This is a genomic window from Alcanivorax sp., from assembly GCF_014762765.1.
Classification (GTDB): Bacteria; Pseudomonadota; Gammaproteobacteria; order Pseudomonadales; family Alcanivoracaceae; genus Alcanivorax.
Window position 1 is genome coordinate 1 of sequence record NZ_JABURH010000113.1, and the last position, 12,560, is coordinate 12,560.

At 57.4% G+C, this 12,560-nt stretch carries 11 protein-coding genes; 4 read left to right on the plus strand and 7 right to left on the minus strand.

The features are described from left to right. Window positions 1-898: PhzF family phenazine biosynthesis protein (locus HUJ17_RS07200; RefSeq protein ID WP_290510060.1), on the plus strand; the 898-nt coding region annotated here is incomplete at its 5' end. A 238-nt stretch (window positions 899-1,136) separates the two neighbouring features. Here HUJ17_RS07200 and HUJ17_RS07205 read toward each other — a convergent pair. The 6 genes from HUJ17_RS07205 to HUJ17_RS07230 all read right to left on the minus strand — a co-directional run bounded on the left by HUJ17_RS07205 (window position 1,137) and on the right by HUJ17_RS07230 (window position 8,664). Beyond that, entirely contained in the window at window positions 1,137-2,180 is a 1,044-nt protein-coding gene (locus HUJ17_RS07205; RefSeq protein WP_290510061.1) for a 3-deoxy-7-phosphoheptulonate synthase, read from the minus strand. A gap of 536 nt (window positions 2,181-2,716) precedes the next feature. Then, on the minus strand, window positions 2,717-3,337 hold the full coding sequence (locus HUJ17_RS07210) for a hypothetical protein (protein ID WP_290510062.1): 621 nt from the start codon (window positions 3,335-3,337) through the stop codon (window positions 2,717-2,719). 64 nt (window positions 3,338-3,401) lie between these two features. Continuing rightward, window positions 3,402-5,168, minus strand: a complete 1,767-nt coding sequence (locus HUJ17_RS07215) for a DUF1302 domain-containing protein (RefSeq protein WP_290510063.1) — start codon at window positions 5,166-5,168, stop codon at window positions 3,402-3,404. Between the two features lie 526 nt (window positions 5,169-5,694). Beyond that, window positions 5,695-6,897 (minus strand): acetyl-CoA C-acyltransferase, encoded by a 1,203-nt coding sequence (locus HUJ17_RS07220; RefSeq protein WP_290510064.1) that lies wholly within the window; start codon window positions 6,895-6,897, stop codon window positions 5,695-5,697. A gap of 77 nt (window positions 6,898-6,974) precedes the next feature. Further along, window positions 6,975-7,895, minus strand: coding sequence for an SDR family oxidoreductase (locus HUJ17_RS07225; protein WP_290510065.1), 921 nt, complete (start codon window positions 7,893-7,895; stop codon window positions 6,975-6,977). A gap of 298 nt (window positions 7,896-8,193) precedes the next feature. Next, on the minus strand, window positions 8,194-8,664 hold the full coding sequence (locus tag HUJ17_RS07230; RefSeq protein WP_290510066.1) for a MaoC family dehydratase: 471 nt from the start codon (window positions 8,662-8,664) through the stop codon (window positions 8,194-8,196). A gap of 214 nt (window positions 8,665-8,878) precedes the next feature. On the opposite strand from HUJ17_RS07230, the gene HUJ17_RS07235 reads away from it, so the two are divergent. Continuing rightward, a complete protein-coding gene (locus HUJ17_RS07235; RefSeq protein WP_290510067.1) occupies window positions 8,879-9,505 on the plus strand; it encodes a TetR/AcrR family transcriptional regulator in 627 nt (208 codons plus the stop codon). 156 nt (window positions 9,506-9,661) lie between these two features. Here HUJ17_RS07235 and HUJ17_RS07240 read toward each other — a convergent pair whose 3' ends face one another. Beyond that, window positions 9,662-10,435 (minus strand): enoyl-CoA hydratase-related protein, encoded by a 774-nt coding sequence (locus HUJ17_RS07240; RefSeq protein WP_290510068.1) that lies wholly within the window; start codon window positions 10,433-10,435, stop codon window positions 9,662-9,664. 181 nt (window positions 10,436-10,616) lie between these two features. Here HUJ17_RS07240 and HUJ17_RS07245 point away from each other — a divergent pair, with 181 nt between their 5' ends. Both HUJ17_RS07245 and HUJ17_RS07250 read left to right on the plus strand, forming a co-directional pair. Continuing rightward, entirely contained in the window at window positions 10,617-11,294 is a 678-nt protein-coding gene (locus tag HUJ17_RS07245) for a histidine phosphatase family protein (RefSeq protein WP_290510069.1), read from the plus strand. Window positions 11,295-11,345: 51 nt separating this feature from the next. Next, window positions 11,346-12,554 (plus strand): acyl-CoA dehydrogenase family protein, encoded by a 1,209-nt coding sequence (locus HUJ17_RS07250; RefSeq protein WP_290510070.1) that lies wholly within the window; start codon window positions 11,346-11,348, stop codon window positions 12,552-12,554. Window positions 12,555-12,560 lie beyond the last annotated feature (6 nt).

Below are 12,560 nucleotides of genomic sequence, written 5' to 3' on the forward strand. Positions count from 1 at the left end.
TCTCGATTATGCGCTGCTTGATGTATTTGCCGATGCTCCATTTCAGGGCACACAGATTCCTGTGGTGAAGCTGGAGGGTGTGGACACTAGTGATGCCAGCAAGATCGCGATTGCCAGTGAGTTTCAGCAGACGGAAACGGTGTTTATCGAGCCGGGCAAGGATATGCCGGTGAGTGTGTTCAATGGCAAGGGGCAGCAGTTGTTCGGGGCCCATACCATTCTGGCGGCGTCTTTTGTGGCCCATGAGATGGGGCTTGCCAAGGATGAAGGGGCTTTTGCGTCGTTTCTTTTCAGGCAGAATCAGCAGTTGATCGAAAGCTTTATTGATACCGGAAACAGTACATCAGGCTCGATCCAGTTTGCTCGGGTGCTGACGCCCACGGTTGATCGCTATACCCCGGAAATTCCCCGCCTGGCCGCGGCACTGAATATTGATGAGAAGCATATCTCGTTCAGTAAGTACAAGCCCATGGTGGTCAGTGTGGATACGCCTACGTTGATCATTCCGGTTACCAAACCCGAGCATGTGTTGGCGGCGAGTTTGAATGCGGAGCGGTGGGCCGATCTGTTTGGTGGTGTCTATACCTCGGAATTGTTCCTGTTTGCACCCGGGACTATTACTGGCAGTTCGGAATTTCATGGGCGCTTGCTGAACCCGAACCTTCCTCGGGATGTATTTCCGCCCATCGGTAATGTGATGCCGGAATTTATTGCTTATCTGGCGGAGCAGCAGGATACCGCTGCGGGGACGCACACTCTGTCTATTGATCGCGGAAGCCCTGATACCAGAAAGAGTATTCTGCATGCGGAGTTCGACAAGAAGCCGGGCAAGGAAGTGAAGTGCCGCATCGGCGGTAACGTGATCAAGATGGGGGTAGGCGAGCTGCTTTACAGCTGATTTCAGTGACCTGCTATTTATCGTTCGTTGGACTGGTTCTTCAGATAAACAATAAATGCCACCACGGCAATGCCGCAGAGAAACAACACGAAAGCGGTAATTAATTGTTCCAGTGTCATGGTGCAGCCCTCCTGTCTGTTATGTCGACATTATCACGGCACCGGCGCCTTTACCGAATAGGCGCCGGTTTCGTGATTTGCATCAATCTTTTCCGGTAAATTCGTCCCTCCTGACCTCTCTAATCAATGCCACAGAGTAACTGCTCCGTCCTGTCCCAGCCCAGGCAGCCATCGGTGATGGAGAGGCCGTATTGCAGGGGTTTCTGCAGTGGCTGTTTGCCGTCTTGCAGGTGACTTTCCAGCATCACGCCGGCGATAGGGTTTTCGCCGCTGGCGCGCTGTTGAAGCAGATCATGGAGTACCTCTGGCTGTCTCAGTGGGTCTTTGCCGCTGTTGGCATGGCTGCAATCCACGATCAGTCGGTGGTTGCGACCTTTGGCTTGCAGGGCGCCCACGGCTTGGCGAATGCTGTCGGCATCGTAGTTGGGGCCATGGTGGCCACCGCGCAGTACCAGATGGGTGTCCGGGTTGCCGGCGGTTTGTAGCAGCGCACTGTGCCCATTGTCGTCGATGCCCAGGTGCGTGTGTGGATGCTCGGCGGCGCCCATGGCGTCACTGGCCACGTCGATACTGCCGTCGGTGCCGTTCTTGAAGCCCACTGGTATGGGCAGGCCGCTGACCATTTCCCGGTGGATCTGGGATTCGGTGGTGCGGGCGCCGATGGCAGCCCAGCTGAGCAGGTCGCCCAGGTAGTCGGCAGCCATGGGATGCAGTAGCTCGGTGGCAAGCGGCAGGCCCAGCCGGGCCAGGTCCAGCAACAGGTGGCGAGACACGTTCAGGCCGGTGGCGATATCGTTGCTGCCATCCAGGTGCGGGTCGTAGAGCATGCCTTTCCAGCCCACGGTGGTGCGGGGCTTTTCCACGTAGGCGCGCATTACTAGGAAGAGCTTGTCGTCCAGCTGACGGGACAGTTCGCTCAGACGATGGCCGTATTCCAGCGCTGCTTTCGGGTCGTGAAGCGAGCAGGGGCCAGTAATAACAAGCAGGCGGTCATCGGTGCCATTGAGAATATCGCGTACGGTTTGGCGATGTGCCTGAATCTGTGCTGCCAGCCTGGCGTCCACCGGCAGGCGCTCACGCATTGCGCTGGGGGAGGGCAGTGGTAAGCTGCGGCGCGAATTGATGTCGGAGGGGCTAGCGATGTTGCTCTGTGTCTGTTGCATGGTCGTTCCTTAACGTTCTGTGCGCAATTATCGTCGCGCGTGATTCGATCGTAGTGTTCGCTGGAGCGGGCGTTGCCACTGGCTAAATCGCGATTCTTTGTGGTGCTGGCTATATCGATACATGCTGTTTGTCCTCTGCGGTGCTGTTGTTTGGGCAATAAAAAACCCCGGGCGGGATACCGACCGGGGTTTTCATGATTCGGCAGGCGTCCCGTAGCGGGCGCGCCTGGGTAACGGTCAGGCGCGCGAGCGGCTAAACCAATACCCATAACAGAAGGCAGCGGGCACAACCGTGCCGACCGGCTTGCGGTCTGCATTGATGCTGTGATTGTGCAGGGCTGCTTTCATGGTGAAATCTCTTTGAATTCAGTTCTCAAGCCTAGCGATGGCGCCGGCCAGAAGCAAGAGGGCGGGCCTCTCTCCTTGATAGGTGGTCAATATGCCGGGTCGGCATGACAGGATCGTGACAGGACAAGGCAAAAAAATGCCCACCGAAGTGGGCAAGGAAGGTGGAGACAATCAAGGAGAAAACAGGATCAGAAGATATCGGCCTTGCCGATGGCGTTGGTGATGACCTGGGCAAAGTGGTCTGCCCCTTTTTCCAGGCCCTTGAAACCGCCGGTGTTGAAGCTGACGGTGTTGCCCTGCCAGATAATCGCTTGCTGGTCCACGTCCCACAGGTCCAGCCGGACCTCGTAGATGTCCTCATTCACGAAGAAGTCTTCACTGTACACCTGAGGGCGCATGGTCATGGTCCCGGCGACAGGTACCGCGGCGCCGGGATCACCTTTTACTTCCAGGGTTTCGCTGCGCTGTTCTTCCAGGTGAATGGCTAGGGCGCTGTCGAAGCCGTTTTCCTTCATGCGTTCTGCCAGATAGTCACGGCTTTTGCCCTCGATGCCTTTGTCACCAAAGACCGTATGGGCGGCGGTGGCCTTGATGCCCCGTTCGGCAAACTTGGCGACGATGGCATTTTCCAGGTGACCACGCAGTTCATGGGCTGCCAGAACGCCAACCACCACTGATTGATAAGGCCCTTTGGGATCTTTCTCCACCCCGGTCTGGGTACTGACCACGCGGGTGTCATGGTAGCCGGTGGCACAGGCGGCGAGCAGCGCAGCGAACAGGGCCACCATGGCGAATTGCAATTTTCTCATCGTTCCATCCTCATTCTGTTTGGCAGGCCCCCTTGGCGCGAGGCCTGCAGTGTCCGTTGCGTTCTCAGAAGTTGTAGGTTGTGCTCAAGGACAGGTAATCCCGGTCGTTGACTACGCTATAGCTGGCATCGTTATAGGTGGTGTAGGACAGGTCGGCGCTGAGCTTCTTGTAGCCCATGCCGATACCCAGGCCCAGGCTGCGCTGGTCTTCCTGAAGGGCGTCATCACTGGAGTAGCCTTCTACACCGTGCTGCAGGGTCAGTGACGGAGTCAGTGTCACCGGGCCAATGGCATTTGCATAGGTGGATTTCAGCGTCAGTTGGTAGCCCCAGCTGAAGTCAGTCACATAGCCGTCCTCGCCCAGCTCACCGACACCGAAGTTGGTGTGGCGGCGAAAACGCATGTCTTCCTGGTCCGGCAAATCCTGAATGAATTCCGAGCCGACCTGGGCAGAAACGATGGTTTTCTGGGCGCCCAGTACTTTGGGGATAACCGTGGTAAAGGTGAATTCGGCACGCTGAATATCGAACTCCTTGAAGCCGGTCACTTCGTTGCCCGAGCCATAGACATAATCAATGGTGTCCTGGGGAACGGTAGCGAACCCCTGGGCTACTGCGGCAGGCACGCCGTTGGCTTCCAGTACCCGGGCGGTGGTCATGTCCGGAGTGTTGATCTGGACCGGCATGTCAGGCAGGTAGCTCAGGTTCATGGCTAGGTTGCCGACCCCTTCAAAGGTCTTGTCGGCGGTCAGGCCGATCACCTGGATGTCTTCCGGATACTCATAGAAGTAGGCAATGTCGTTGCCGGCTGTAATCCCCTGTGCCAGCGGGCTGTCTTCCTTGGTCACCGAGTAGATTGGCAGACGCATGTGGTAGTTAAGGAAGTAGGCACCCACCTTGGCCTTGGATTTTGGGAAGGCATAGTCGAATTTCAGCCCGTACTGACCACCATCATCAGGCTCTTTTTCGTCCCGGCGTGGAATGTAGACGCCATTTTCGTAGGCGGTCTTGTTGGGAATAATCACCGAGCTGGAGAAGGTGGCATCACAACCGACAGCGGTGTTGTCGAGAGTGGAAAAGAAGGTGCCGCAGCCATCCAGGTTCGCGGCCCGCCACTCATACTGGTAGAAGGATTTCATGGAGAGCCGGTCGGTAAACTTGTAGTCAGCGGTCACCATGCCAGAGGGCTTGAGGAACTCGGTGTACTCGGCACCGGGGCGATGCAGGGCCGCCAGGTCGATGGCGTTCAGTGCACTGAGGGAGCCCCGGGAATACAGGCTGCGTCCCCACAGCAGAGTCTGACGACCCGCCTTCAGCTTCAGAGGCTGCTCATTGACCTGAAAGGTGCCGTGGACAAAGACATCCTGAAAGGTGGCTCCCTGGAATTTGGAGTTGCGATCAAAGCCGTCGTCGCTGAGCGGCTCGCCGCCGACAAATTCATTGGGGAAGTTGCCGTGGGGAACATCCTTCTCTTTCTGCACGTAGTCATACCAGCCTTTGGCTCGCACAAAAAGACCATAGTTCTTGTACTGCAGGTTGACGTCGCCCACTGCCTTGGCAACGGCAGATACCACTTCACCACCATCATAGTTCAGGTTGCCATCGTCAGAGACGGCGGAACCGGAGGTGCCGCCGGGGGTATCACCAGCAAACAGGTTTTCCTTGCGGGCAGACTCCATACGGGAAATAGCGCCCACGGAGGCTTTCAGGTTCCATTTGACGCTGAGGTCTTCATTGAACTGTTTTTCGCCAGCCATGGCCGGGGCTGCGGCTGTCAGCAGGCCCAGAGCCAGGGCACTGCTGCAGCCAACAGCGATCGCTTTACTTCGCATTATTTTGCTCTCCCACTACCCGGTGATGAGCCGGGTAGAAATTCCGTTTGTTGTTGTGAACGTTGTTGTAGCGCACTTGTTGTCACGCCCGGTCCCATCGGGCGTTAAAATCTTGACCCTCGCTTTTTATTTTTTTGAACCATTATTTCAAAAAGCGATGCGTCGGATTCAATTCATACATACCGGTGGGTATGTGGTCAAGACAGACCAACGTCGAAGTTGGGGGTAAATAGGGGGCGAAAAGCCTGTTTCTGGAATAAGAGCGCGAGTTTTTATGGGATTTTCGTGATCCAAGATCAGGGGAGAGAAACGATATCAAAGGTCGTGTTTACTATTTTCGGCGATTCGTTACCCAGGGTAACAAATAAAAGAAGATTTCATTTTAGCGTTATTTGTGAGCTTTGACACATTTCCTAAAGAATTCCATCGCAGAAAACACAGTAAGGTTTAGCCCGGCAGTGGACCCTGATCATGAAGAAAAAAAGGGCGCCGTGTGGCGCCCTGAAGGGGAAGTCAGAGACAGAAATCAGAACACTTCAAACAAGCCAGCGGCACCCATGCCGCCGCCAATGCACATGGTCACCACCACATACTTCACGCCTCGGCGCTTGCCTTCGATCAGGGCGTGGCCGGTCATGCGGGCTCCGGACATGCCGTAGGGGTGGCCGATGGAAATGGCGCCGCCGTTCACGTTGTATTTCTCCGGGTCGATGCCCAGGCGGTCGCGGCTGTACAGGCACTGGCTCGCGAAAGCTTCGTTAAGCTCCCAGATGCCGATGTCATCCACGGTGAGACCGAAACGCTTGAGCAGCTTGGGTACCGCAAAAACCGGGCCGATACCCATCTCGTCCGGGTCGCAGCCAGCGACGGCCATGCCGCGGTAGGCCCCCAGTGGTTGCAGGCCCAGGCGCTCGGCTTCCTTTGCTTCCATCAGCACGCAGGCGCTGGCGCCGTCGGAGAGCTGGGAGGCGTTGCCCGCGGTGATGAAACCGCCTTCCTGGACCTGTTGACCCCCTTTGAAGACGGGCTGCAGAGATTGCAGGCCTTCCAGGGTGGTTTGCGGTCGATTGCCTTCGTCTTTGCTCAGGGTGACTTCCTGATCGGAAATCTCTTTGGTCTCCTTGTTCATCACTTTCATGACGGTGGTCATGGGCACGATTTCGTCGTCGAACTTGCCGGCTTGCTGGGCAGCCGCGGTGCGCATCTGGGACTGGTAGGCGTATTCGTCCTGGGCATCGCGGGAAACGCTGTAGCGGTCTGCGACGATCTCGGCGGTTTCCAGCATGGACATGTAGATGTCCGGGCGGTGCTGTTTCAGCCAGGGATCGGCGGCACGGAAGGTGTTCATCTTGTCGTTCTGTACCAGAGAGATGGACTCCAGCCCGCCGGCCACGGCCACATCCATGTTGTCGACGATGATTTCCTTGGCGGCGGTGGCGATGGCCATCAGGCCGGAGGCGCACTGGCGGTCCATGGACATGCCGGACACGCTGGTGGGCAGTCCGGCGCGCAGGGCGCATTGGCGGGCCACGTTGCCACTGGTGCTGCCCTGCTGCAGGGCGGCGCCCATGATCACGTCCTGAATAGTCTCCGGGTCGATGCCGGCGCGCTCCACGGCGTGTTTGATGGCATGGCCACCCAGCGCCTGGGCCTGGGTGTCGTTGAAGGCGCCCCGGTAGGCTTTGCCAATGGGGGTGCGGGCGGTGGAAACGATGACGGCTTCTCTCATGATGCCTCTCCAGATTGATATTCGGTCGATGTCTCGCTGCAGGAGTTTGCCTGCAGCCGGTTGATCAGCAGCTGCGTTTAACCCAGCTTGATGCCCTTGGCCTGGGCTGCCTTGGTGAGAATCTTGGTCACATGGTCGCCGCCGGCGAGAATTTCCCGGGCGTTGTCCATATTGCCGATCTGCTCGAAATGGGCGGCGACGCCATCCACATTTCGCTCGTCTTCATCAAGGTAGACGCCTTCGCTTTCCATCAGGCGAACCATGGCGTAGCAGCCGGCACCTGCCAGTACGATGCGGTGGGTCGGTGCTTTGTTACTACACAGGAACAGGACCGCTGGGGTGATTTCCTTTGGCTCCAGCATGGCCAGGACTTCCGGGGGCATCAGGTCTTCGGTCATACGAGTGGCAGCGGTGGGCGCAATGCAGTTGACCTTGATGTCGTACTTTTCCCCTTCGATACAAAGTGTATTCATCAAGCCGGCCACGGCCATCTTGGCAGCGCCGTAGTTGGCCTGACCGAAGTTGCCATACAGGCCAGAGGTGGAGGTGGTCATGACGATACGGCCATAACCCTGTTCGCGCATGATCGGCCAGACCGCGCGGGTACAGATTTCGGAGCCGGTCAAATGCACGGCGATGACCTTGTCCCAGTCGTCCTGGGTCATTTTCACAAAGCTCTTGTCGCGCAAAATACCGGCGTTGTTGATCAGCACATCAATGCGCCCCCAGGTATCCATGGCCTGTTTCACCATGGCGTCCACCTGTTCCGGACTGGACACATCGGCGCCGTTGGCAATCGCTTCACCACCGGCGGACTGGATTTCCGCGACGACCTGCTCGGCCGCCTCGCTGGAGCCGCCGCTGCCATCGCGAGCACCGCCGAAGTCATTGACCACGACCTTGGCGCCCAGACGCGCCAGCTCTAGCGCATGGCATTTTCCCAGGCCGTTACCGGCGCCGGTGACGATGGCTACCTGGTTATCAAAACGGATTGTCATGCTTCTCTCTCCCAATAATCTTCATAAAATACCCTTTTGTAGGAGCGTCGCTCTCGGCGCGAACCGGAACGAAGTGCATAAACCCAAAACCTGAAAGGCGGACTTACCACAGAGGGCACAGAGATCACTGAGGAAAAGACAGGTTTTCTCGGTGTGCTCTGTGTGCTCTGTGGTGAAAAGGCTTTTGATTCTGGGTTCGGTTATCGCGCCGCGAGCGACGTTATGCGCTTCGCTTACCCTACGAGCCGACCTACGGTCGTTACTCCGCTGCGCTACGTTCCTACAGCGGCCTGTTAAATCAAGCGGGTACAATCGCCAGGCTCAGCCATTCGGCGATCAGGGCGGGTTTGTCCTGGCCTTCGATTTCCACTGTCACACCATGGCGCAGTTGCCATTCGCTCTTTGAGCGTTGCTTCACTTCCAGCAGGGTAAAGGTGCCGCGCACCTTGCTGCCTTCACGCACCGGATTCATGAAGCGAACCTTGTCGAAGCCGTAATTGATGCCCATCACTTGGCCCTCGATGGTAGGGAGCACATCCATGGCCATGGCGGACAGCAGTGACAAGGACAGGAACCCGTGGGCGATGGTGGTGCCGAAAGGGCTTTCCTTTGCGGCGCGTGCCGGGTCCGTGTGGATCCATTGGGGATCTTCGGTCAACTCAGCAAAGCCGTCGATGCGCTGCTGATCCACGGCTCGCCACTGGGACACACCCACAGCTTCACCGGTTTTTGCCTGCAGCTCCTCAATCGTAATTTGCGCTCTGCTCATGTGGCTCTCCCTGTAGAGGCGCGAGCGCGCCATATTTTCAGAATATAGTTTTAAAAATAACAGTATGGAGGCGGCGTAATTGGCCGTAAAGGGTGAAAAACGCCATGAAGGGCGAGAATTCCGTCACTGGGGTGCGGGAGGGTCAATGGTGGGGCGCGTCGGTTATGTCACTATTTTCCTCTTAAACGGGTCTGCACCGTGATTGAGGAGCACCATGCCAGAACAAAGCGACGCCCTGCTGACCGACCCCCGCGATGCCATTCTTGACGCGGCGGCCCTGTGCTTTATGGAGCGGGGCTTCAATGCCACCAGTATTGACGACATTGCCCGGCGACTTTCTGCCACCAAGGGCATGGTCTATCACTACTTTGATTCCAAGGCGCAGCTCTTCTTCGAAATTCATCATCGGGCCATGGATGCGCTGTTTGAAGAGCTGGAGCCGGTTGTCGGTTCCGATCTGCCGGCCGCGGAACGTTTTACCGAAATGGCTCGCTGCTATGTGCGCACGCTGATTCGTACCCAGCCTTATCAGCGAACGGTCTCTGAAGCGGTGCAGATGTTGCTGCGCAGCAGCACCACCGAGGCCCAGCGGGCCCAGCTAGAGCGCCTGCAGGAACGACGCAAACGCTGCGAAGGGCTGTTCCTGACAGTGCTGGAAGAGGGCATTGCCAACGGTTCCATGCGTGCGGCTCGTCCGAAGATGTCCATCAAACCTGTATTCGGCGCCATGAACTCGGTGATCAATTGGTACCAACCCCGCGACACGGAAACGCCGGCTCAACGGCAAGATGTGGTGGATGAAGTGGTGCTTGTGGCGCTGCGGGGAGTGATGGCGAGTTAATAATGGACAATTGAGAATGGATAATGGATAACGGCGCGAACAACGCTGGTCATTGTATCCAGTTTAGAGGCCGCGCCCAGCCTATGGGCGCGGCCTTTAATATTTGCAAAACACGAGGGGCTTAACCGCGCGTTATCAATTATCAATTCTCCAATATCAATTGCCTTTCAAGAACCCCGCAAACCGCTCCCTTGTGTCCTCGCTGAACATCCGCTCCGCAAACAGCACACTTTCCTTTTCGATCTGTGTCTTGATGGCTTCATGGCTCTGACGCAGTAGTTGCTTGGTCATGGCCATGGCGGTCGGCGATTTCTCGGCCAGCCGGTGCGCGAGGGTCAGGGCAGTGGTCTCCAGTTCATCCGCAGTTACCCGGTAGGCGACCAGGCCGCAGCGTTCCGCTTCCTCTGCTGTCAGGGTATCGCCGGCCAGCAGCAGGCGGTTGGCATTCTGGCGACCGATCAGGGCAGGAAGCAGCAGGCTGGAACCGGCTTCCGGGACCAGCCCCAGGTTGATAAAGGCAGTCTGGAAGCGGGCATCGTCGGCGGCCACCACCAGGTCCGCATGGAGCAGCAGGGTGGTGCCGATACCGGTGGCATTGCCCTGCACGCCAATCACCACAGGTTTGTCCAGGGCCATCAGGGCGTGCACCAGCACCATGGCGGGGCTGAGCTTGCCGCTATCCCGGCTGGCCGGGTCCGCATTGAGAAAATCGCCGATATCGTTGCCGGCACACCAGGCCCGACCATTGCCGGTGAGCAGTAGCACGTGCAGATCGTCCCGCTTTGCCAGATGTTCAACGCCTCGGGTCAGGTCCTGGTACATGCTGGCGGTCATGGCGTTGAGCTTGGCAGCCCGGTCCAGCACCAGATGCAGCACGGCACCCTGTTCCCGGGCCTGGACGCAGCCGCTGGTGAGAGTCAGATCGGTCATGGAAGTCTCCGGCAAGTGGGGAAGCTACCGAAGATATCGAAACAGCATTTCGAATAACAGCCAAATCGTCATGCATCATATTCATTCTGCCAGATTCAGAATATCAATTTCACTAACTCGCGGGCCTGCACTAGGCTGGGGTCATTGCGAATTGCTCTCTTGCCCGTTGTAAGGATTCCACATGGCCCAGTTCTATCTTGTCCGCCACGGACAGGCATCGTTCGGCACCGATAACTATGACCGTCTTTCTGAGCTTGGCCATCAGCAGGCCCGGTGGCTTGGCGAGTATTTTGCCGAACGGGACATGGGCTTCGATGCGCTGGTTTCCGGCGATCTGGTGCGCCATCGGGAAACCGGTGCTGGAATCTGTGAAGGGCTGGGCGTGGCGTTGCCGGAAGATATTCACGCCGGGCTTAATGAGTTCGATTTCCAGTCTATCGTCGATGCCTACCTGACCCAGTACCCGGAACAGGCACCCGGGGAAGGGGCGCCAGTGGCGGCATTCTACAAGGCGCTGAAAACGGCCATGAAGCATTGGCGTCTGGACGAACTCACCGGTGATCTGCCGGAAAGCTGGCAGTCCTTTTCTGACCGGGTACTGGCGGCTCGCCATCATATTCAGCAGCAGTACAGCGACAGGGATCGCATTCTGATTGTCAGTTCCGGCGGTGCCATGGCCATGTTTCTCAAACATGCCCTCAACGCCGCCGATGACACGGTGGTGGAATTGAATCTGCAGATTCGCAACAGCAGCGTTACCCACGGTTTCTTTAATAACAAGGTGGTCCGTATGGCCAGTTTCAACAATGTGCCGCACCTGGACCGTCCGGATCGGTTCGAAGCCATTACCTATTTTTAATTTTTAACGCAGCACCAAGACTGTAACGAACAAGCGATAAGGGAGAGTTTCATGGATTTTCAATACACGGAAAAAGTGCAGGACCTGATCAACCAGGTTCGCCATTTCATCAATACCGAGATCCGTCCGGTGGAAGGCCTGTACCACGAACAGCTGGAAAAAAGCCCGTGGGAAACGCCGCCGGTGATGGAAGAGCTGAAAGAGAAAGCCCGCGCCAAGGGCTTGTGGAACCTGTTCCTGCCCAAGGAATACGGGGATTACAGTGCCGGCCTGAGCAATCTGGAATACGCTCCGTTGGCCGAGGAAATGGGGCGAAGCCGGATCGCTTCCGAAGCGTTCAATTGCGCCGCCCCGGATACCGGCAACATGGAAGTGCTGGCCAAGTACGGTAACGAGCAACAGAAGAAAGACTGGCTGCAGCCGCTGCTGGAAGGCCGTATTCGCAGCGCCTTTGCCATGACCGAGCCGGAAGTGGCGTCATCCGATGCCACCAATATCGAAACCCGCATTGAGCGTGACGGCGACGACTACGTAATCAATGGCCGCAAGTTCTATATCAGCGGTGCCATGCGCAAGACCTGCGAAATCATGATCGTGATGGGCAAGACCGACCCGGACAATCCGAATCGCCATGCGCAGCAGTCCCAGATTCTGGTGCCCACCAATACACCCGGGGTCAATATCGTGCGCCCGATGCAGGTATTTGGTTACAACGACGCGCCGGAAGGCCACGCGGAAGTGGTCTTCGAAAACGTGCGGGTGCCCAAGGAAAACATGATTCTGGGTGAAGGCCGTGGCTTTGAAATCGCCCAGGGTCGCCTGGGGCCGGGCCGCATTCACCATTGTATGCGCCTGATCGGTGCTGCCCAGGAGTCCTTCGAGCTGATGGCCAAGCGCGTCAACGAGCGTGTGGTGTTCGGCCAGCCCATGAGTAAACAGGGCTCGGTGCGTGAAGATCTGGCGCGTTCCTACTGTGAAATCGAGCAGGCACGGCTGATGACCTTGAAGGCGGCAGACACCATGGATCGCGAAGGTAACAAAGTCGCCAAGGATTTGATCGCTATGATCAAGGTGGTGGCGCCCAATATGGCGTTAAATGTCATTGATCGGGCGATTCAGGTCCACGGGGCGGCGGGCCTGAGCCAGGATACGCCGCTGGTCAACTTCTTCAGCTATGCCCGCACCTTGCGGTTGGCGGATGGACCGGATCAGGTGCACATGATGCAACTGGGCCGCAACCTGGCCAAATACTTCGCCTGAGAAGCG

Coding starts and splice junctions, on each gene's coding strand:
- HUJ17_RS07210 (WP_290510062.1), bottom strand. CDS start 3,337: ATGAGAAAATTGCAATTCGCCATGGTGGCCCTGTTCGCTGCGCTGCTC.
- HUJ17_RS07220 (WP_290510064.1), bottom strand. CDS start 6,897: ATGAGAGAAGCCGTCATCGTTTCCACCGCCCGCACCCCCATTGGCAAA.
- HUJ17_RS07205 (WP_290510061.1), bottom strand. CDS start 2,180: ATGCAACAGACACAGAGCAACATCGCTAGCCCCTCCGACATCAATTCG.
- HUJ17_RS07225 (WP_290510065.1), bottom strand. CDS start 7,895: ATGACAATCCGTTTTGATAACCAGGTAGCCATCGTCACCGGCGCCGGT.
- HUJ17_RS07235 (WP_290510067.1), top strand. CDS start 8,879: ATGCCAGAACAAAGCGACGCCCTGCTGACCGACCCCCGCGATGCCATT.
- HUJ17_RS07215 (WP_290510063.1), bottom strand. CDS start 5,168: ATGCGAAGTAAAGCGATCGCTGTTGGCTGCAGCAGTGCCCTGGCTCTG.
- HUJ17_RS07250 (WP_290510070.1), top strand. CDS start 11,346: ATGGATTTTCAATACACGGAAAAAGTGCAGGACCTGATCAACCAGGTT.
- HUJ17_RS07245 (WP_290510069.1), top strand. CDS start 10,617: ATGGCCCAGTTCTATCTTGTCCGCCACGGACAGGCATCGTTCGGCACC.
- HUJ17_RS07240 (WP_290510068.1), bottom strand. CDS start 10,435: ATGACCGATCTGACTCTCACCAGCGGCTGCGTCCAGGCCCGGGAACAG.
- HUJ17_RS07230 (WP_290510066.1), bottom strand. CDS start 8,664: ATGAGCAGAGCGCAAATTACGATTGAGGAGCTGCAGGCAAAAACCGGT.